The following is a 19,879-nucleotide window of genomic DNA, read 5'->3' on the forward strand; positions in this document are numbered from 1 at the left end:
TCCTGGGCGGCCGGAACTCAGAGATCCAGTCCATCGCCGAATCTGGGGTGGGCGAACGCGAACGAGAGAGAGCCTCCTGGTCGCAGGCTGCGACGCGCGCGGTGTCGACAATCTCATGTACAAAATGCGTTCGTTGGTCTTGATGGGGAAGAAAGTGACGCGATCGGCGGCGCCTTCAAGATCTTCGGCAGCAGATATTCGGCCATTCAGAGGGCCCGCGCCTGCATAAGTCCACATCACGACGTGCGGAAGTCTCTTCGCGCCGCGAGCTTGCTAGATCACTACGTGTTTCTGCGCGACCCATAGATTCACCGAGTATGCGCTGTGATGTCATGTAACACGCAACATGACGCACCCCTTGCCGTGCTCCTGTCTTAGGTATTTTATACCCAGGGGATGACTTCAGCTGATTTGGCACTGTATCGATGGCAAACACTGCGAACCCGCTTGATGAGAATTCCGGCGAGCATCGGCGCGAGCGCCGCCAACGTGTGCTAAAGGGCGGCACGATCATCACCGGGATCCAGAATTCCGAAATCAGCTGCACCTTGCGTAATCAACATGAGGGGGGTGCCGAGCTGAAGGTCGCGCCCGAAGCCCGGGTTCCCGATCGCTTCTTGCTCTACGTCTCGGTTGATGGACTTGCCTATCGATCGGAGGTTTGCTGGCGCCGCAACGACCGTATCGGCGTTAAATTCACCGGCACCGAGCCCAAACCGAAACTTCACTACGGCTGACCGACGGCAAGATGAAGATCACCGGCGCCGTCATCTGCGCCTTGCACCATCATCAGCTTTATCTCCGGACTCCTATGAGCGCATGACGAGGCACTCCGTCACCGCTCCGTACAGCTATGGCCGCCAGAGGCACACCTAGGGGCAGCGCTCTCGGGTCGCCTATTTTGGCGACGGGTGGCAGCCTGTGGCGAACCGACCGGCCGCGAGGTATTGAAACGAGGGGCAAGCGAGCCAGCCATCCGATCAGTCGCGTCAGAACCTATTCCGCCGCTGCATCAGACGGCGAGGTGCTTTCTCTTAAAGGTACCTTCGCAGCACGTCGCGCCCTCCACCCGTACGTAAGCGAGACCGACGTTGGCTTCGCCGAAGGCTCGCTGACGCGTCCGGGGGGCGCGCGGTCCTGCTCGATCTCCGCGGTAGCTAATGAGGAACAAACCCCCTCGCGAGAGAGTTCGGTCCCTTTTAGACACGTGGGCCCGACGTGGTTGAACTCGACCCAGCAAAGCGGAAGGTTATTGCCCGACGTCGTACGGCGGTGGATCAGCTCGGACCTCATCGGTGATGTGATCGGTACTGCGGACATTGCGAACTCACCTCATCCATCGTCCCGCGAAGGACACTTTTCCACCGGCAAGTGGAAGCTTATGGGGGGCGATCCTTGTCACGCTCGTTTCATACCCGTCTCCCCTTGTTCGAGGTCTGGTGAGCATCTTCTCGTCCCGACCCGGGGTTCCGCTCTGCCGCCCGCGCGCCGTCGCCGGTCAGGGGTGGCCGACAGGCCATCGCCCAGCGACTTGCCCTTGACGGGCCAGCGCACGGCGGCAGGCTGCAATAGTCGGGGCCTGCGATCAGGCGGCCGCCGGCAGGATATCTTGTCGCGTCCAGCGGAACCGCGTGCCGTCACTCCAGATGCGATGCATGATCACCGCCAGCCGGCGCGCCAGCGCGACAATGGCCTTTTGTCGGCCACGCCGCTTGGCGACGTTCATCGCCCAGGCCTTCAGCCACGACCATTTCGTCACGTGCGTCAGCAGCACCTGCGCGGTCTCGTAGAGCAGCGTTCGCAGCATGCCGTCGCCACAGCAGGATATCCGGCCGATGCGCCGGCTTTCGCCCGACTCGTGGAGCACCGGCGTCAGGCCAAAAGCCAGCCCGACCGCCTTCGCGCTCTTGAACCGCTGCGGGATGTCGATCGTCGCGGTTAGGCCAGCGCCACCACCGGACCGACGCTAGGTATCGTCATCAGCCGCCGACAGACCGCATCCTCGCGGACAAGGGTCAGAAGCTTGCGGTGGAGCGTGGCAAAGTTCTGCCGCAGCTTGCTGGGTGCCTCGAGCAGCGGTTCAACGAGTCAGGCATGCCTTCGGTGAGTTCGCGGATGCGCACCTCGAATTTGACGGCACCAACAGGGCCGACCTTGAGCCCGAAGTTGCGCAGCAAGCCGCGGAGGTCGTTCTCAACGGCAATGGCCTTTTCCTGCAAGAGTTTGCGGGCGGTCAGCAGCGCCCGGCGCTTCTGGTTCGTCAGGGTTTTCACATGCACCGGGCGAAACAGGTTAACCCGCATCATCTGCGCAATGCCGCGGGCGTCATTGCGGTCGGTCTTGTTCACCTGCGCCTTAAGGAATGCCTTGGTGTGGCGGGTCTCGATGCAGATCACCGGCAGGCCGGCCCTGGCCAGGCCTTCTAACAACCACTGCGACAGGGGCCCGGCTTCAAGCCCAACGCGCTCAAGCCGCCAGTTGGGATCCTTGAGCACCCGTGCCAGATCCTCCGGATGGCTCGCCACCTTTATCTCGCGGCAAATCTGGCCTGTTTCGTCGATGATGCACACTGCGGTCTCTTTCACCGAATCCAATCCGGCATAATATTTCATGCTGCGCTTCTCCCTCTGATGATGCTTGTGGCTGCTCCATGCAGACCACGTTTATCATCAGCTCGAAGCGCAGCACCTTCAACATATCCACCATCCACGCTCACCCGAAGATGAGGCTCAAGCCGAATACCCCATCTTTTGAAGGTCCTGGGTCCGAAGCTGCCAATCCGCTTCGGCCCAAAGGTTCACTCGATCGTTCGTTTCTCTTCCAGCCAATGCGGCCGACGGAGAAATGCAATGGGACTTTCACGGTATGATCTTGAAAAGCAGGACCGAAGGGCTTGGAATGCAGGCAAGGAGGTTGGCGCGAGCGCTGAAGCCTCGGCCGATATAGGCCGTCCGGTTTTTCCTCGATCGAGAAGGTCGCCTGCGTGATCGAGCGTTGTTCGACCTTGCAATCGACAGCAAATTGCGGTTGCGATTAATCTCGACCGCGCCGATGCAGAGGTCCATCAAGCTGCGCTTGAAGCTCGAGTCGCTTTATCGGGTGACGATTGTCAGCTTTGGTTGCAGCGGCGAACTCGCTATGGAAAAGGTTCTCGCGCGCCCTTTGGCGTCGCTCTCCCTGAGAGAGGGCAACCGGACGTAGACGGCCTGGCCGGCGGCGAACTCAAACCGTCGGGCTTCTTCAACCGAAAGGCCACGGTGCCCTTTGCGTTCTCGTCTCGGGCAACGAAGTTGTCGAGAAAGCCCGCGCAGGTTTGAGAAAACTGGTCCGCCTCCACCGTGTAGCATTCAGGCCATCGCGCATGCTCATAGCCAGCAACACGAGGTTCTTCGCGCCAGCCGCCAGTTCGACTACCTGGACGATATAGAAGACCGACGCGCCCGTAATCTCGCAAATCCGGCGCTTAGGACGTCGAGAGCGCTGAGGCCACAACAACAAGCAGAGCCGCGGTCGCGACAAACGACGCCGAGGCGAGCAGCAGTCCAATCAGGGTGACGAGACCGTCGCGTTCCATCAAGGCGACGGCCAAGACCACAAGTGAGAGCACCGGCAGGATATTGCCGAAGGGAATTGGCAGGGCGATAACGACGGCGAGCAGGAAGATCGGTACGCCGAGCAGGGTCTGCACCGTCGGGCCCGTCAGGATCTCCAGCCGACCGGCGCGCACCATTTTCTCCACCCGGCCGATCATCGGCATCGAATGACGGACGACAAGATCGAGCGCCGCAGGCGAAAACTGGCGCTCGCTGATGATGGCGGGAACCAGACCCTCCGGTTGCCCGCGACGATCTGGAGCGAGACCAGCGCGAGTCCGCTGCCGAAAACCATGCCGAACGGCCCCGGGATCGGCGTCAGCGCCGGAATGGCCAGAAACAGGATTGAGAAGCCGATGCCAGTTTGGCCCATCGCCTCCAGAGCCTCCCCAATCGAGAGGCCGCCTTTCGCGCGAGCGAGTTCCAGCATCTCGTTCAACCGCGCGGAGGCCGCACCCTGCGGCGGTCTTCTGTTCGCATCCTGATCGGACGTCTCGCGCACGCAGCCGGTCCTTACGTATCCTCGCCAGCTCTGTTCAGAGCCCGGACAAGGGCTGCGCATTGCGGGTCCTGGCTATCTAGAAGCTCCACCGGCGCGGTACGGCCAATCGCTATGTTGATGGCGGTGACCGCCGCCCAGCCGTAGTCGCCGGCGGCGCGCTCAATCAGTTGCGGGCCTTGAGACGTCAGGCAGTTCTGGGACTGGCGAACGATTTCCACCGGAAGCCTCGCGCGCTCAGCTTGTTCCTGTATCTGGGTTTGCAGGGGGCCGATGACGAGCATGGCAAAAATCCAGGTGATGAATTCCGCAATCATATCTTCTTCCTTCTGTTCCTTAGCTAACGGTCTTCGTCTTTGCAGAGCCCGGTCACACAGGCTGCCGCTGCTGATCCCGCGTCTTGAGAAGACTCCAGACCACGCCGGCGCCAATGATCGCAAAGGTAATGCCGAGCGAGAGGGCGGCCGGGAACTTTTCAAGGCCCAGGAGATCGGCGACGAAGATCTTCGAGCCGATGAAGATCAGAACGATAGCGAGCGCGGGCTTCAGGTAACGGAAGCGGTGGATCATCGCCGCAAGCGCGAAATAAAGGGCGCGAAGGCCGAGGATCGCAAAGATGTTCGAGGTGTAGACGATGAACGGATCGGTTGTGATCGCGAATCGCAGGGACGGAATCCACGGCGAAGATGACGTCGGCCACCTCGACCATCACCAGCGCCATGAAGAGCGGCGTGATGAACCAGCTCGTCCGGCGCGTGCCGAGATTTCTCTTTTTGACGAAAAACCGCTCGCCGTGGTGCTCGTCGGTGACGTTAAGGCGATTGCGCATGAAGCGGACGAGGACGTTCTTCGATACGTCAGGTTCTGCCTCCTTGATGATCAGCATCTTGATGCCAGTGACAATCAGGAACGCGGCGAAGATATAAAGGACCCAAGCGAACTCGACGACCAGCGTCGCGCCGACACCGATCATGATGGCACGCAGCACGAGGACGCCGAGGATGCCCCAGAAGAGCACCCGGTGTTGGTAAATGCGCGGCACGGCAAAGAATGAGAATATCAGGGCAATGACGAAGACGTTGTCGAGCGCCAGCGTCTTTTCGACGACGAAGCCTGTCAGATAGGCGAGGCCGGCGTCGGAGCCGAGATACCACCATACCCAGCCACCGAAGGCGAGCCCGAGCGCGATATAGAGGGCAGAAAGCATTACGCTTTCACGGACGCCGATTTCCTTGTCCTGCCTGTGAAGAATTCCAAGGTCGAACGACAAAATGGCGATAACGCGGGCAAAAAAGCTCGACCACATCCAGAGCGGCGTTCCCAGCCACTCGACGAACAAAAATGAGAGGTTCAAGGGCAATCCCCTGTCGGCACGGGTTGTCAGAAAATCGGTCCGACATCGCAAGAGTGCCGAGGCTCTCACCAGAGGGGCCCGGACCAGCGGGTTGGTGCCCACTTGGGGATTCATTTTCTGGCGATCAAGGGTCCGGCGGGACTTTTATTGGGCCTGAAAATTTGCCTCTCGGAGTCTCGCTTAGGTCGTACACGTGAAGCACACCCCATCTGGCGCGACATGAGATGATGGGCGAGAGGTGAAGACAATAAGAACAAGGAAAGCGCTATCTGCCTTGATGACGACCTTGCCCTTGGCAGGGGGCGGACCGCCTGCCAGGGATAAGCTGCATTTGGTCACGGCCGTGAATTGACCCGGAGCGAGCGAGCTTCCGCTTGGGGGCGACTCCGGCCGCTGGTGATGTCGTCACGACCATCATGCGGCCACGCCATTCCACGTCCTATTGAATTTCACAGGTGATCAAAGTGCTCCAGCCAAAGAAAGCGGTCCAACCGGCGACGGATATCGTTTTTGCCGGCGTTTAACGATCGAGCCTGAACCTCGACCGAAAGGACCACGCAATGAAGACCTTCCTCAAGCGCAGCATATCCATGCCCGCAATCATCCTGCTTTGCACGGGGGCGGGCGCGGCCGCGCCGCTCGGTGACAAGAATGGCGACGGCAAGCTGGCCTTGGCCGAATTTCAGTCGGCGTTCGAAATACGGATAATGCGTGCCGACACCAACACCGACGGCAGAATCTCACTGGACGAATGGAAAGCGCGTCCGGCCGCGGGCAAGGGCGAGCGTGACCCCTCAAAAGTGTTTGCAACACTGGACAAGAACAATGACGGCTTTCTCGAAAAGGCCGAGATTGATCCGATGGCAAGACGGCGTTTCGATCTTATCGATACAAACGCAGACGGCATGATTTCGGCTGAGGAGCTTTCAGCGCGAAAGGCATTGGCCAAGAAGTGAAGGCAAAGATTTGCGGGCACATTATCCTTGAGTGGCCGGGAGACAGACGAGGACCTCTGGCCCGGATCGCGCGAAGCGATCAGGCGGCGGTTCGCAGCATGATCTCCCGGAAGCTGCCCCGCGTGCTCGGACTTGCGGCACGCATGCTGGGTGATCGTAGCGAGGCAGAGGATGTCGCACAGGAAGTGTTCCTCCGGATATGGCGCCAGTCACCGGACTGGGAGGCGGGGAACGCACGCTTCGACACATGGCTGCATCGCGTGGGCGCTCAATCTTTGCCATGACCGCCTCCGCAGGCGCCGTGAAATATATATCGCAGAGCCGCCCGACCGGGCCGACCCGGGGCCTGGCCCCGACCAGAGATTGCGCGATCGCGGCGAAAGGCAATCGATCGCAACAGCGCTGGCGATACTTCCCGATCGGCAGCGCCAGTACTATCAGGAACTTTCCAATATCGACGCCGCCGATGTCATGGGCATCAGCGTCGAAGCCTTGGAAAGCCTTCTCGCGCGCGCCCGCCGCAATCTGCGCAATCATCTTGAGGCCGAGCGTGACGATTAGCCTGGAGCGGACACAATGAGCCCCGAACGGTTCGAAGCCGCACGCGCCGGCCGCGCCGAACTGGCGCGACTTATCGCGCAGGACCCGCTGGACCGGACGGCCGTCGAAGCGCAGCTGTCGGCAGTCCGGACGGCTGACATTGCCTTGCGCACGCGTCTTGAAAAGGCCGTCATCGATTTCGCCCAAACGCTTACGCAGGCTGAGCGCCAGATCTTAGTCGAGGGCTTGAGAGGCCGCGGCGCCATGCTGCGGCGCCTTAATTCCGGCAACAACTAATTCGCCGCGACGTCAACGACGCGTCCGTCGTTCCGCGCCAGGACAGGATGGCCGCGGGCTGGCACTAGACGCGCACGCGCGACAGAATCCAGCCAGGTGGGGCGGATGCAGACGGGCCGCGGGTCGCGATGATCGCGACCGGTGGATGGGACACGCATAGCGGCCAGATCAGCCGCCTCGCCAACCAGTTGCGGGCGCTTGACACGTTGAACGGCGCATTCGCGCGGGGCTTGGCGAGGTCTGGCGCCAGACCGCAGTACTCGTCGCCACCGAATTCGGGCGCACGGCTGCAGTAAACGGCACAGGCGGCACAGATCACGGCACGGCCTCCGCAGCCAATGGTGCTAGGAGGCGCAGTGCTTGGTGGCCGCGTACTGGCGGATTGGCCCGGATTTAGCCAAAGCGCGCTTTAAGAGGGGAGGGACCTGGCGCCGACGCTGGATCTGGACGCGCTTATCGCGACTGTGGCCGCCGAAGGGCCTAGGCTTGAAACCGAGCTGACGATGCGACGCTTGTTTCCCGACAGAACATTCAAAACGGCGCTCAGCGGCCTGATTGAAACCTGATCGCTGGTACGCAGCAGATTGGCCCAGTGCCGCTGGTCTTGACGCAGACCTGTTGTCCGGGCGCAGTTCGGAATGCCTGTCGAGTTCGCAGCCATTTCAGCGCTCGCCAGAGGCTCTCGCCAATTTTTCAAATGGCCGAAAGAGGCGACCGGAGGATCGCCGATTCAAAAGATCACTGCCAGCGACGGATCGAGATTTCTGCGGCGTTTAACGGGCGTGAGTATCTTTTGAAGGAGATTCCGACGATGGTTGTGAAATGTCTGGTGACAGCGTTTATAGGTGCCGGATCGCTGTTAATGCTCAGTGGTCCATCTCCTGCCGTCCCGTTGAGCGCGACAAACCCGCCTGTCACATCGTCTCCGATCGAAAACGTCCGTTACGGTTGCGGCTGGGGCTGGCATCCAAATCGCTGGGGGCGCTGTGTGCCCAATCGACGTGTTGTTGTCCGTCCCGTGGTGCGGGGCCCCGTGATAATCTATCGTCCGGGTTGGCACCACCGCCATTGGTATTATTGGCACTAACGCCGGAGTTGATCGGAGTTTGGCCTTGATGGTAAGCTCTGAGCGCCGAACCGAACACGCCCGGCATGCTCCGGATAGGATGCCGTATCCAGAGTCGATGCTCCAAGCGAAGGCACGGCGACATGCTATCCGCCGTTGCGGAGGATTATCGGTCCGTGCCGCGCCTGACCACAGTCGCCCAGCCAACCGAGGAGCTCGGCACAACGCGACCAGGCATCTCTTGGCCTGGTCGAAGCAAGATCGAAGTCAAGTTCGGAATGGTATTATCCATGTAGCGCCTTTGCGCAAGACGGCTGCCGAAGTGATCTTGACCGACTTGGCGCACGGCGTCACGCGGCAAGGCGGCAAGGCGGCATGAGTGTCCGCAGCCGGGGCCGTAAGGCTTGCGGCAAAGTTCGGCATTGCAGCACCCGCAAAACGCGCTTCGCGCTTAGCTCCACGAAATCGCCCGGCGAACTGGGGTGCAAGCTCGATCACCTTCAGATAGTTGCCTTCAATATCCTTCTTGGGCCTCGAATTCGGCAAGGGCCATCCGGTGACGACGAAGGTCAGGCCACCATGCGTCCGCGCCGTGGCGAATCCGCGGTTCGGGCGGATACAGGTTTCTAACCGATAGAGGGAGGCCGTATTCCGCTTGGACGTAGCATGTGCCATTCACTCGCTCATATTCTGAAGCGCGTCATGCTTGGCGATTTCGATGCTGCGCAGGCTAATCAAACGAATGACGCCTTTCTTCTTAAGCCTGGTGAAGACCCGCGAGACCGTCTCGATGGTGAGTCCTAGGTAGTCGCCGATATCCATGCGCGACATCGGCAACTCAATCTTACGCAGACCGCCTTGGCGCTCCGCCATGTCGACGAGGAACGCTGCGACGCGTTCAATGGCGTTCTGACGACCTAGGACCAGAAGGTGTTCCTGCGCCCTTGTCAGGCCCTTGAGCGCCAGCGGCAGCAACTGATGCGACATGTCGGCTCCGGCAGCGATGCGGAAGACGCGGATGCCGGTGGCATTGATAGCTTCGGCGAAGAAATGATGCGTTGCACCGCCTTCGAAGCCGAATGTCTCTCCAGCCAGGTGAAAGGCACTTATCTGCCGGCGCCCGTCAGCAAGCAGGCGGTAGATGCGCACGGCGCCAAACTCGACCTGGTAGAAGACCCCGGCCTTTTCGCCCTGGGCATAGATTCCCGCACCGGCGGGAAAGAAGTTGAGCGGCTGCAGCAGCGCGGGATGGAATGTCTCCGGCGGGTTCGGCTGAGGCGACCGCGACTGCGCTTCGATTCGCGAGGTTGTGTAGGCGTGCATGGCTGTTTTCCCGGTTGGTCCGTGTCACAGCAATCGCGCGAATCCTTATGTCGCGAAATTCGGTTATGTCCCTACGGGGAATTACCTATAACCACCGCTTGCGCTGGCCCGAACGTCTTTTTCGGCGATCGTTTAGCTATTCACTTGCTTCGCGGCCCGACACCTGCTCGATGAGGATGCGAAAGAAAACGTGCGGCGTGCTGTCCGAAACGGCGGGCGTAACTGGCTTGAGGGCACCTGGCTCCCACCAGTTGGTGTGCCTGCTCAACACCGACCATGCATGGTCGCGCTGAACCTTGCAGCCGATCTGGTCAGTCAGTTCTTCATAGCGGCCGTCGACAACCACGCTTCTCCATCCCCGCCCTTGGCCGCGTTCGTCGACCTGGAAGGACACCAGCGGATTGGCCCGCATCCAGTCGATCTTCTTACCCAACATGGAAAATGCGTAAAGGTGATTGTCCGCATGGGCATAATGCAGCGGGACGACGTAGGGCTGCCCGTCTTTCGCGCATGCCAAGCGGCCGACACGATTGGTCGTGAGCAATTTCGTACATTCCAAGGCGGAAAGCGTACGGATCAACATCAACGCGATCTCCTGTTTTTCGTCACTGCACGGGTGTCACCGTGCTTTATTGGGTTTTATATCCGGCATCGCGGATCTTGTTTGAATCTCGATTATAGTCCTGCTGCCAGGGCGATGATTGATCACGATCAAGGAGTCGGTCATGCGACATACGACCAAACGACCATGTGTGGCCGGTCTCGTCATTCACATGGAGGCCAGGCCGCGCTGTCACCGGCGATGCGGGAGTGGCCGATCTCGGAAATATGATCGAGATCAATGCGGGGGCCTGCCGCTTCTACGCATCATAGGGAATGATGTGGAAGCCAATCTCAAGCGCTCCGTTCGGTCGTGAGCTCGAACTCGCCGTCTTTGACGAGGACGGCGAACATACCCTTGTCTTCCCTTGCATAAAGGAGCGGGAAGGCTGGAGGAACGCTGCCAGCCGATCGCGCGTTGACATCCACCCGACCCACTGGCGCGACTGGATTCCGGATGGCATCCCGGCAAACAGCGGGAAGTTTCTTGGGGACTCGCCCTAACGTTCGGATTCCACAACCAATGCCATGCGCACGAGATGCGACAGGCTGCTCGCGGCCATTTTGCTCATGACATTGGCGCGATGGATCTCGACCGTGCGCGGGCTGATGCCAAGATCGTAGGCAATCGCCTTGTTTGGCAGGCCGGACACAAGACCGTCCAGCACCTGTCGTTCTCGCTCCGACAGGGCGGCCAGACGCCCGCGGATTTCCACGCTTTGTGGGTGTGTCGCATCCGCCTGGTTACGATTGCCCAACGCGGAGCGGATCGCATCGATCAGCACCTCGTCGTCAAACGGCTTTTCGATGAAATCGGCGGCACCTTCCTTCATCGCCTGAACAGCGAGCGCCACGTCGGCATGACCCGTCATGACAATAACTGGAATGGCATGCCCGCGGGTCCGGAGCTGCCGCAGGAACTCGATGCCGTCAATGCCGGGCATGCGCACATCGGTCACGATGCAGCCGTCAAGACTGCTCGTGGCCGTGGCCAGAAAAGCTGTCGCCGATTCGTGCAGGCGCACAGCGAAGTCAGCCGTCGCCAACAGAAAACCAAGCGATTTGCGAACGTCGACGTCGTCATCGACTACATGCACAAGATGGCTATCGGCCACTGGCGACCTCTTCCTTTTCCACGATGCGCAAGGTGAACCGGAAGGCGGTTCCTCCGGACGGCATTGCCTCGGCCCAGATGTGACCGCCGTGCGACTCAACGATCGTACGGCAAATAGAGAGGCCGACGCCCATGCCCTGCTTTTTAGTGGTGACAAATGGCTGGAAAAGCTGGGCGGAGACTTCCGGCGCAAGACCGGTGCCCGTGTCGATCACGCTTACCTCAGCCATGCCGTCATCACGGGCCACAGTTATGATTTGCAACTCACGGCGTGGTACGCCTTGCATGGCATCTATCGCATTGCGCATCAGGTTCAGCAGGACCTGCTGAATCTGGATGCGGTCCGTCAAGACCAGTTCGGCGGCGGGATCGAGCTTATAGCTGACACGCACGTCTATTTCTCTTGAGCCGACCAGTGCCAGTGACGAGGCTTCCTCGATAATCGCCGGCAGGCGTTCGACTTGACGCTCACTCTCGCCTCTTGCGACGAAGTCCCGCAGGTGGCGAATGACGTCTCCGGCCCTTAATGCCTGTTCCGCTGCCTTTTCGACGGCTTCCCTCAGCATCGGCGCATTCTCTTCCGTGCTTTTTTCGAGAAGCCGGCGACTGCCTTTCAGGTAGTTCGTGATTGCCGTGAGGGGCTGGTTGATTTCATGGGCAAGTGTCGAAGCCATTTCGCCTAGCGCGGTAAACCGCGCCATGTGGAGAAGCTCCTGCTGCTGCTCCTGTATCCTTGCCTCTGCTCTGTGGCGCTCCGTCAAGTCGCGGCAGAAGCCGGTAAAGAAGCGGCCGGTTCCAGGATGCATTTCACCGACAGAAAGTTCCATCGGAAAAGTTGAGCCATCCTTGCGCATTCCAGTGACGGTGCGGCCGAGCCCGATTATCCGGCGCTCACCGGTTGATAGATACCGGTGCAGATAAGCATCATGCTCTTCGCGGTAGGGTGACGGCATCAGCAGATTGACGTTCTGACCGATGACTTCGCTCGACTGGTAACCGAACAGCGTTTCGGCAGCCGCGCTGAAGGATTGAATACTGCCCTGTTCGTCGATGACGACCATTGCGTCGGGCACCGTCGCCAGGATCGAGCGCAAATGATCTTCACGCAAACGAAGTGCGGCGTTCGCAAAGGAGAGCTCGCTGACGTCGGTGCCTTGGACAAAGATGGCCGTGATGCGACCATCGTCGGCTTTGATGGGCTGATAGACGAAATCGAGGATGCGCTCTTCGACCGGCTCCTCATCCTTGTTGCGAAGAGCGACCTTCACGCCCTGACCGCTGTAGGGCTCGCCCGTTTCGTACACCTGGTCCAGCAGCTCGTAGAAACCCTGGCCTGCAAGCTCGGGCAGGGCCTCGCGTACCGACCTTCCTATCACTTGCCTCTGGCCAATCAGGCGTTGATAGGCGGCGTTGGTCAGCTCGAAGACGTGGCCCGGCTCACGCATCAACGCGATGAAACCAGGGGCCTGCTCGAACATCTGGGAGAGCCGGTCGTGTTCGGCCGTGCCCCGCCCTTCGGCGCAAACACCAGTCGACAAGTTACGTGTTTGTTTGTCGTCCAAATCAAGTCCTATGATCGGGGAACCCGCAGCGCAGTCTTGTTACCATCCATTGCTCGTTCTGCACACGGAAAACCCATGAAGCCAAACAGTTGCGGTCGAGCCTGCTGGACCTTTCGGAGCTCACCCCATCGGCCTGCCGGCTGCACCCTCATGTCGTATAGCCGCCGGTCACATAGGAATTTCAAAGTTGTCACCTTGCGGCATTCACGCCAGCCCCAATCGCCACGAGAGGGAGTCGACTGTTGACCGAGATCAATGCAGCGGTCGCCGACATGGCGATGATCTGCCGGGAAACGGGAGTAAAACGACATGAGTTTTCTCGACTACCTGATTTCAGTCGACGCCAGGACCGCCTTGATGGGAAGCATGATGCAGAAGCTCGGCGTCGACAAACAATTGAAGGTCGTTCCGGACCATGTTGGCGTAACCAATCGGGCGGTGGACCGGTGTCGCTCCTGCGGGCACCAGGATGAATGCTCGACTTGGCTTGATGAACACCAGCAAGCTGATGATCCGCCAGACTATTGCCGCAACCGCGACCTGATCGCACAGCTGCGGCACGCAGCCGTTGGCCAATGATAGAGCGTTACGCAGGCATACCGCAGTTCGCGTCACCAAGGCCGCCGCGAATGCCTGCAACTCCACTTTCATGTAAACAGCCGACTGGCCCCACGGGCTGCCCGCTTGTTATCAAGGCCACCATGACAGGAACCTGCAGCGATGCCCCGCAACGGCGCGCCGCTAACTAACGACACTGCGAGGCGCCGGCAGTTGTTGCTCGGGTGATACGTGCGGATTTGCAGACACAGTAAGATTGGATAAAAAACATATTTACGTATTTCTTTCAGGTCCGATCCGATCCATGCCGACGAAGGCCCCATCGTAGACGCGACTTCACTCGGCGCGTCGCAGGCCTGTTTGAGTGCGGGGATCACCTTGAGGTCCCTCGAAAACCAAGGACATGCACATGACTGCGAATGGTCGGAGCAAGAGAACGATCATCATCGATGGTACTCCGTTGCCATACGTGCTTGACGAGGCCATGATCCGTCGGCGAACGCCTGATCGCGATCGAGGAGGTGGCACGGACGTTTAACGTATCCGAAACGCACCTCAACAAGATCGCCAATTCCCTGACGCGCAGCGTTACTTGAAGGCGGTCCGCGGTCGCTCCGGTGGGCTTGCCCTGGGGCGGAGCCGCGAGAAGTTCCGGATCGGCGACGTGGTACGGCTGACGGAGCCAGATTTCGCGCTTGTGGAGTGCTTCGCGACCTGAAATGAGTGCGTGCTTACCGGCTGCTGCAACTTTCAGGCATGTTCGGCGAGGCGATGGCCTCCTTCCAGAACACCCTTGACCGTTACACGCTGGCCGACGTCGCGTTGACGCCCAGGACTTTGTCGGCGGGCTACCTGCATCCGATGCTCCGCCATACCAATTAGCGTGGGTAAACCCACAATCAGCCGCAACGCCGCGCGATGCGTATCTGCCTGCCCGTGGAGACAAGCATGACTGACTCAAACAAAAACGACACACCGATGGCCAAGCAATTCGAGTCCGGCGTCGACCTGAACAACACACTGCTCCCTATGCTGATCGGCGGGCTTGTTCTGATCGTCGTCGGTGCAAGATCGTGGTCATGACGTTGGTCTAGTTTTCCTGGCAGACGCTCATCAAAGTTGCGAAAGCGCAACGAAGGCAGCCCGCGCGCGATTTATGAAGAGACCTCGCATATCGCGGAGACTTCATCGTGAAGCAGCGCAGTTCAATCAACCCCGACATGGTCGTTGACGAGATCATGAGAAAATGGCCGGCAACGGTGGCCGTGATGCTGGCCTACAGGATGCTTTGCGTGGGTTGCCCGATCGGCGCTTTCCATACCGTGGCCGAAGCATGCCGCGAGCATGGGATCGACGAGACCCGCTTCATTTTGGATCTGGAATCGGCTGTTCGAGAAGAACGGTGACGGTCACCCCTTATCGCGGTTCTCGGCCAGAACCACCAAGCGATGTGCATCCTTGACCGTGACTTTCTGGCGACCGCTGACGATTATTCCATTTTCCTCCCACCTGCTGAGCAGCCGGCTCACCGTGTGCAGTGTCGTTCCCGTCATCTCGGCAATGTCCTGCCTCGAAATCGGGAAGTCGATTTCGATGCCGCTGTCTGTCTTTCGGCCGGTCTGGTTCGCCAGGCGCAGCAGCGCATGCGCAACCCGCTGCTCAACCTGCTCCGTGGACATCTCCACCACCCGCGTCTGGGTCTCCTGCAGCCTGGTTCCAATCGTCCTGTAGGTGCTTGCCCCAAACAGGGGAAACCGTCGCGCCAGGTCCGGCCAGAGAGCGTTGGGCCAGGCTAGAACCACGCAGTCCACCGCGGCGACCGCACTGGCAGGGTAGGTCGTTCGCCCTAGTGCTGCAGCGACACCAAAAATTTCGCCTTCGCTGATGTATCTGGCGATGACCTGCTGCCCGTCAGGCGTGGTGCGGACAACGCGTATGTGCCCGGCGACCAGCACGAAAAACGAATGGGCCTCGGCTTCCTGCTCAAAGATCGCCGTGTCCTTGGCATACCGAGACGACCGCGCATTTTGTACGATCTCGCTCTGCTCGTCGGGCGTAAGCCCCTGGAAGAGAGGCAGTCCAGAAATCACCGATCGATCCAACGCAGCCAAGCGGATCCCTCACAGCCCTACGGTTCCGCATCAGTCGTGCGGGAGACCTTTCTTATCCCGAGTTTGCGCCAGCGCAAATTATCCCCGGCCGCATCAAGCTAAATCGCATGGAACGGCGCAATGCCGCGAAGACGAAACAAAGGACAAATCGATGAAACTCTCCATCCTCGCTGCCGCAATCTCCATCCTCGCGCTCGCCAGCGGCGCAAGCGGGGAAGAGCACGTGGTGCAAATGCTCAATAAGGGCGAAAAAGGCGCCATGGTTTTCCAGCCGGCCTTTGTCAAGGCGGCACCCGGCGACACAGTCAAGTTCGTGCCGACCGATAAGGGCCACGATGCGGAGTCGATCAAGGGTATGATCCCGGATGGCGCCGAACCTTTCAAGGGGAAGCCCAACGAGGAGATCACCGTCACACTGACCCAGGAAGGTGTGTACGGCGTCAAATGCGCGCCTCACTACGGCATGGGCATGGTCGCCCTGATCGTTGTCGGCAAGGCGGTCAACCTCGACATAGCCAAGACGGTGAAACATGCGGGGAAGGCAAAGACGGTGTTTGCCGACCTGTTCAGCCAGGTCCCGGCCAACTGACCGGGAATCGATACAGCCATGCCTGCCGCATGAAGGGCAGGCAGGGCCGGACGGACCGAGGGCGGCGGTTCATCCGGCCCTGTTCATTTGGAGACGCAGATCATGGGGATTCCACGCCCGCGGGCTTACACCGGGCCAGCATTTCTTTCCTACGGATTCAGGCCCTTCTTCTTCCTCGGGTCGCTGTATGCCGCGCTCTCCATTCTGCTTTGGCTGCCCATGTATGCCGGCGAGCTCGATGCTCACAGTGCGTTCGTTGCCGTCGACCGGCACATTCACGAGATGCTGTTCGGCTATCTGCCGGCGATCGTTACCGGGTTCTTGCTGACCGCCATCCCAAACTGGACCGGCCGGCTGCCCGTGCAAGGCCTGCCGCTGCTGGCGCTGGTGGTCCTGTGGCTTGCCGGCCGTGCCGCAGTCTTCTTCTCGGCGGATATCGGCTGGGAAGCGGCAGCCGTGATCGATGGTTCATTTCTGCTTACTGTTGCGGCCGCGGCGGCACGCGAAATCATCGCGGGGCGGAACTGGCGCAATCTCAAGGTGCTGCTACCGCTCGCCGTCCTGGCGTGTGCCAACGGCGTGTTCCATATCGAGGCGCATCTTCAAGGCACATCCGACATCAGCCGCAGGCTCGGTATGGCCGCGGCGATCGTGCTCATCTCGCTGATCGGTGGGCGCATCATTCCGAGCTTCACCCGCAACTGGCTCGTTCGGGAAAATCCAGGCAAGCTGCCCGCGCCGTTCGGCCGTTTTGACATCATATCGATAGCCATCTCAGCTATCGCGCTGGGAGCATGGACGTTCGCCCCCGACAACCGCGCCTCGGGAATGCTTATGGCAGTCGCTGCAATCTGCCAGGCGTGGCGTCTGTCGCGCTGGGCTGGCGAACGCACAGTGCGGGATCCGCTCGTGCTCATCCTCCATCTTGCATATGCCTTCGTGCCGGTCGGCCTTGCCTTCGTTTCGGCATCGATCTTCGTTCCTGCCATCGTGCCGGCCGCCGCAGGGCTCCACGCGCTCGGAGCGGGTGCGGTCGGTGCGATGACGCTTGCCGTGATGACCCGCGCAACGCTCGGGCACACAGGGCGGGAGCTCAAGGCCGGGAAAGGGACCTCGTTCATCTTCGTAGCCGTCCTTCTCGCGGGATCATTGCGAATCCTGGCCGCCTTCGTCCCCTCAGACGCGGTGATCGATATGGCCGGCGCCGCATGGATGGCGGCATTCGCCGGCTTCCTCCTGATCCACGGAACCGCGTTGACGACACCCAAGGCACGGTGAGGCGAGGGAAGAGCGGCGGGCGGGCTCGCGACGGGTCGGGAAGACGTGGCCCGCTATTCCTGCTTTTCAGACGATACCAAGCCAGCCAAGGATCCGGCTTGCCCATCCCGAATGGTCCCGGACCAATCTGAATCCCAGATTGTCGGGAGGCGTACCAACGGCACAGCCTCCGCTTTTTCCGTCACTAACGAAGTTCGACATGTAGGCTCTGTGAAGCCCTTCAAGGACGTGGACGCCGCAATTGTCGACCGAACTCGCAACACCGCTTCCATCCGCAGCCAACGTGGTGCGGACATAGCAGGTCGAGGTCCACTCCCAGACATTGCCGGAAAAGTCGGCGAGGCCGAGGGAATTGAATCCAAAAGAGCCACGGCTCTTGGGCAACGGGTCCGGTTTGCGATTAAGGTCCACCTCGGCCTTGTAGCTGGTGAGCCAACGTCTGGCGGGATTGCTGGCGTCGTTTTCGACCCCCTCGAATTCGCCGGCGAACCGCTCCGCGGCGGCAAAGGCCCATTCTTCATCGGATGGCAGCCGCCATTGGTCGCCGGTCACTTGCGAATACCACCGGGCGTAGGCATTGGCATCGAGATAGCTCACCCCTGTCACCGGAGCATTGCTCGGGATCGCGCGCGTCTCCTGTGCCGGCTGACAGCCGCCAGCCGATACGCAGTCCGCGTAGTCGGCCGCGCCGACCTGATAGGCCATGATTTCGAGAGGTCTGTCGAGTTGCCGCTCGAGGCGGGGATTGCCTTGCGGGCGTCCCTCTTTCAGGAACTCGCCCGGAGTCGGATAGGTGATCGAACCAGGGGGCAAGGTGACCGTCATGGCGATGGGATGGCGTTGTGTATCCCCGAAGACCGCCTGTTGCGAGAGCCCTACCGGAACAGCAGCGGCGGCCAGGGCGACCGGGAGAACCTTCAAGGTGAAAGGAGACATGGCTTTCGTCCATGCCCGGACAGCGTCGCTGCCCGGGCAAATTGGAGTGCCGTCAGTTGGTGACGATGGGTTTAGGAGCCTCGACCTGCGTCATCAGGTCGTCATCCCACTCGCCCTCGACCATGAAGTGAGCAGTCGCTCCGAGTTCCACAGCTTCGATCAGATTGTGATTGACGTAAGCGTAGATGCCCGGTTGCAGGAACGTGTAGAGCGCCGAGCCCGCCGAACCGCCGCGGATGAACCAGGTTTCCAGGTCCTTGGACGGCGGGTTGGCGAATTTGCCCTGTTCCCAGACATAATCACCGTGACCACCAATCAGATGCGGCCGGGTATCGCGGTTGGCCTGCGAATGGACGATCAACACGGTCTCGCCGACCTTCGCCTTCATTGCGTTGTCGCCGGTCAGGGATCCGACCTTGCCGTTGAACACGACATGCGTCGGGATCAGCCCGCGCATGACCTTGACGATGTCGTCGTAACCGTCACCGGCCGATTCGTAGCTCTTGAAGTTGCCCTTCTCGTCGCGCGGAATATAGAAGTCGGTCTCGCCGATGTAGAAGATCTTGTCGTATTTGACCGGCTCGCCCTTGTCGTTCCTGAGCCCATCGCGCGGCAGGACCATGATTGCGCCGCTCATGCCGGAAACGACATGCCAAGGGATCATCGCGCCCCCAGGCGCGCAGTGATAGACGAACGTTCCCGTTCGCGTCGCCTTGAAGCGCAAGGTCACCTGTTCGCCGGGATTGATCAAGGTGAGGACGCCGCCGCCCAGAGCGCCGGTCGCGGCGTGGAAGTCGATGTTGTGGGCGAGGGAGTTGGTATCGGGATTGATGAGCGTCAGTTCGACGTAGTCGTCCTGATGCACGACCATCAGTGGGCCGGGAATCGAGCCGTTGTAGGTCATCGCATTCAGTGTCGTGCCGTCGGCATCGATGACAACGGGCTTTTCCTCGATCGTCATGGTGAACTCGACGACTTTCGGTCCGCCTTTGGCGACTTGATCGTGCGGATGCACGAACGGCGGTGCGACGAGCTTGATCTTTCCGCGAGGGAGCCCGCGAATGTCTGCCTTTGTCACCGTTGCCGAAAATGCGGGCAGCGCCGCTGCGCCGGCAGCGCCAATCGCTGCTCCGAAGAGGGCTTCGCGTCGCGTGATCATGTCAGTCTCCTATCTCTCAACCATTGCAGATGAGTAGAAGCTATCTGACGTGACGCGGCGTTTCTTTGCGCTGGCGCAAATTGCTGGAGTTCAGTCTTGGCAGGCAAGAACCTCGGATACAGCGATCTTGCGCGTCATGATCGAGGTGGAGAAGGTCGTGGCCCCGGTTATTGCATCAGCTTTGGCTAGCGGCCGGGTTTGTCTTCCCGTTCGATAAGGATCCGCTCGGCGGCGCCGTCGAGATCTTCGTACTGGCCACTCCTCAAAGCCCACAGGAAGCTCCCCAGTCCAAGCGCACCAAGGAAGAGGGCCACAGGTATCAGGTAGGCAAGGGTTGTCATGAG

General features: G+C 60.3%; 21 protein-coding genes and 3 pseudogenes. 12 read left to right on the forward strand and 12 right to left on the reverse strand.

The genetic code is table 11. The features are described 5' to 3' along the window. The first annotated feature begins 425 nt into the window (after positions 1-425). Positions 426-737 (forward strand): PilZ domain-containing protein, encoded by a 312-nt coding sequence (locus tag X760_RS60625; protein WP_023720380.1) that lies wholly within the window; start codon positions 426-428, stop codon positions 735-737. 848 nt (positions 738-1,585) lie between these two features. Here X760_RS60625 and X760_RS60630 read toward each other — a convergent pair. Next, positions 1,586-2,612, reverse strand: a pseudogene (locus X760_RS60630) (IS110 family transposase). A 382-nt stretch (positions 2,613-2,994) separates the two neighbouring features. Between X760_RS60630 and X760_RS78045 the strand changes: the two are divergent. Further along, positions 2,995-3,201 (forward strand): hypothetical protein, encoded by a 207-nt coding sequence (locus tag X760_RS78045; protein WP_023720383.1) that lies wholly within the window; start codon positions 2,995-2,997, stop codon positions 3,199-3,201. A gap of 262 nt (positions 3,202-3,463) precedes the next feature. Here X760_RS78045 and X760_RS60640 read toward each other — a convergent pair. From X760_RS60640 to X760_RS60645, 3 genes and pseudogenes are all read right to left on the reverse strand, one after another. Then, positions 3,464-4,095, reverse strand: a pseudogene (locus tag X760_RS60640) (exopolysaccharide biosynthesis protein). An 11-nt stretch (positions 4,096-4,106) separates the two neighbouring features. Next, a complete protein-coding gene (locus X760_RS0138535; RefSeq protein ID WP_031194409.1) occupies positions 4,107-4,409 on the reverse strand; it encodes a hypothetical protein in 303 nt (100 codons plus the stop codon). A 158-nt stretch (positions 4,410-4,567) separates the two neighbouring features. Further along, positions 4,568-5,548, reverse strand: coding sequence for a TerC/Alx family metal homeostasis membrane protein (locus X760_RS60645; protein ID WP_348633236.1), 981 nt, complete (start codon positions 5,546-5,548; stop codon positions 4,568-4,570). 458 nt (positions 5,549-6,006) lie between these two features. Here X760_RS60645 and X760_RS60650 point away from each other — a divergent pair, with 458 nt between their 5' ends. The 3 genes and pseudogenes from X760_RS60650 (at position 6,007) to X760_RS60660 (ending at position 7,239) form a co-directional block, all read left to right on the forward strand. Continuing rightward, complete coding sequence (locus X760_RS60650) at positions 6,007-6,402, forward strand: hypothetical protein (protein WP_023720388.1); 396 nt, start codon at positions 6,007-6,009, stop codon at positions 6,400-6,402. Between the two features lie 56 nt (positions 6,403-6,458). Beyond that, positions 6,459-6,963: pseudogene (locus X760_RS60655) on the forward strand (RNA polymerase sigma factor). 15 nt (positions 6,964-6,978) lie between these two features. Continuing rightward, entirely contained in the window at positions 6,979-7,239 is a 261-nt protein-coding gene (locus X760_RS60660) for a periplasmic heavy metal sensor (protein ID WP_023720391.1), read from the forward strand. A 1,741-nt stretch (positions 7,240-8,980) separates the two neighbouring features. Here X760_RS60660 and X760_RS60670 read toward each other — a convergent pair. From X760_RS60670 to X760_RS60690, 4 genes are all read right to left on the reverse strand, one after another. After that, the gene (locus X760_RS60670) at positions 8,981-9,628 is read right to left on the reverse strand and encodes a helix-turn-helix domain-containing protein (RefSeq protein ID WP_023720393.1); all 648 of its coding nucleotides are present in this window, start codon (positions 9,626-9,628) and stop codon (positions 8,981-8,983) included. Positions 9,629-9,764: 136 nt separating this feature from the next. Further along, entirely contained in the window at positions 9,765-10,211 is a 447-nt protein-coding gene (locus tag X760_RS60675; RefSeq protein ID WP_023720394.1) for a pyridoxamine 5'-phosphate oxidase family protein, read from the reverse strand. Positions 10,212-10,728: 517 nt separating this feature from the next. Then, the gene (gene fixJ, locus X760_RS60685) at positions 10,729-11,343 is read right to left on the reverse strand and encodes a response regulator FixJ (protein WP_023720396.1); all 615 of its coding nucleotides are present in this window, start codon (positions 11,341-11,343) and stop codon (positions 10,729-10,731) included. Further along, positions 11,333-12,820: a PAS domain S-box protein gene (locus X760_RS60690; protein ID WP_245278640.1), complete on the reverse strand. Its 1,488-nt coding sequence runs from the start codon at positions 12,818-12,820 to the stop codon at positions 11,333-11,335. Before X760_RS60690 ends, fixJ begins: the two co-directional genes overlap by 11 nt. A 393-nt stretch (positions 12,821-13,213) precedes the next feature. Between X760_RS60690 and X760_RS0138550 the strand changes: the two genes are divergently transcribed. The 5 genes from X760_RS0138550 to X760_RS60695 all read left to right on the forward strand — a co-directional run bounded on the left by X760_RS0138550 (position 13,214) and on the right by X760_RS60695 (position 14,868). Then, a complete protein-coding gene (locus X760_RS0138550; RefSeq protein ID WP_031194415.1) occupies positions 13,214-13,483 on the forward strand; it encodes a DUF6455 family protein in 270 nt (89 codons plus the stop codon). A gap of 571 nt (positions 13,484-14,054) precedes the next feature. Then, the gene (locus tag X760_RS79145; protein WP_023720399.1) at positions 14,055-14,180 is read left to right on the forward strand and encodes a hypothetical protein; all 126 of its coding nucleotides are present in this window, start codon (positions 14,055-14,057) and stop codon (positions 14,178-14,180) included. Between the two features lie 38 nt (positions 14,181-14,218). Beyond that, on the forward strand, positions 14,219-14,344 hold the full coding sequence (locus X760_RS78890; RefSeq protein ID WP_023720400.1) for a hypothetical protein: 126 nt from the start codon (positions 14,219-14,221) through the stop codon (positions 14,342-14,344). A gap of 66 nt (positions 14,345-14,410) precedes the next feature. Next, positions 14,411-14,545, forward strand: coding sequence for a hypothetical protein (locus tag X760_RS78895; RefSeq protein ID WP_280940425.1), 135 nt, complete (start codon positions 14,411-14,413; stop codon positions 14,543-14,545). Between the two features lie 107 nt (positions 14,546-14,652). After that, on the forward strand, positions 14,653-14,868 hold the full coding sequence (locus X760_RS60695; protein WP_031194416.1) for a DUF1858 domain-containing protein: 216 nt from the start codon (positions 14,653-14,655) through the stop codon (positions 14,866-14,868). Positions 14,869-14,871: 3 nt separating this feature from the next. Here X760_RS60695 and X760_RS60700 read toward each other — a convergent pair whose 3' ends face one another. Next, a complete protein-coding gene (locus tag X760_RS60700; protein WP_031194417.1) occupies positions 14,872-15,573 on the reverse strand; it encodes a Crp/Fnr family transcriptional regulator in 702 nt (233 codons plus the stop codon). A gap of 151 nt (positions 15,574-15,724) precedes the next feature. Between X760_RS60700 and X760_RS60705 the strand changes: the two genes are divergently transcribed. After that, complete coding sequence (locus X760_RS60705; protein ID WP_023720404.1) at positions 15,725-16,162, forward strand: pseudoazurin; 438 nt, start codon at positions 15,725-15,727, stop codon at positions 16,160-16,162. Positions 16,163-16,264: 102 nt separating this feature from the next. After that, positions 16,265-17,440 carry an NnrS family protein gene (locus X760_RS60710; RefSeq protein ID WP_031194418.1) on the forward strand — a complete coding sequence of 392 codons (1,176 nt, stop codon included), beginning with the start codon at positions 16,265-16,267 and terminating at the stop codon, positions 17,438-17,440. 66 nt (positions 17,441-17,506) lie between these two features. On the opposite strand, the gene X760_RS60715 is transcribed toward X760_RS60710, so the two are convergent. From X760_RS60715 to ccoS, 3 genes are all read right to left on the reverse strand, one after another. Beyond that, positions 17,507-18,376 carry an SUMF1/EgtB/PvdO family nonheme iron enzyme gene (locus X760_RS60715; protein WP_031194420.1) on the reverse strand — a complete coding sequence of 290 codons (870 nt, stop codon included), beginning with the start codon at positions 18,374-18,376 and terminating at the stop codon, positions 17,507-17,509. 52 nt (positions 18,377-18,428) lie between these two features. Next, entirely contained in the window at positions 18,429-19,535 is a 1,107-nt protein-coding gene (nirK, locus tag X760_RS60720) for a copper-containing nitrite reductase (RefSeq protein ID WP_023720407.1), read from the reverse strand. Positions 19,536-19,720: 185 nt separating this feature from the next. Beyond that, the gene (ccoS, locus tag X760_RS60725; RefSeq protein WP_023720408.1) at positions 19,721-19,876 is read right to left on the reverse strand and encodes a cbb3-type cytochrome oxidase assembly protein CcoS; all 156 of its coding nucleotides are present in this window, start codon (positions 19,874-19,876) and stop codon (positions 19,721-19,723) included. Positions 19,877-19,879: the final 3 nt, after the last annotated feature.

The sequence above is a fragment of the Mesorhizobium sp. LSHC420B00 genome, from assembly GCF_000503055.1.
Classification (GTDB): domain Bacteria; phylum Pseudomonadota; class Alphaproteobacteria; order Rhizobiales; family Rhizobiaceae; genus Mesorhizobium.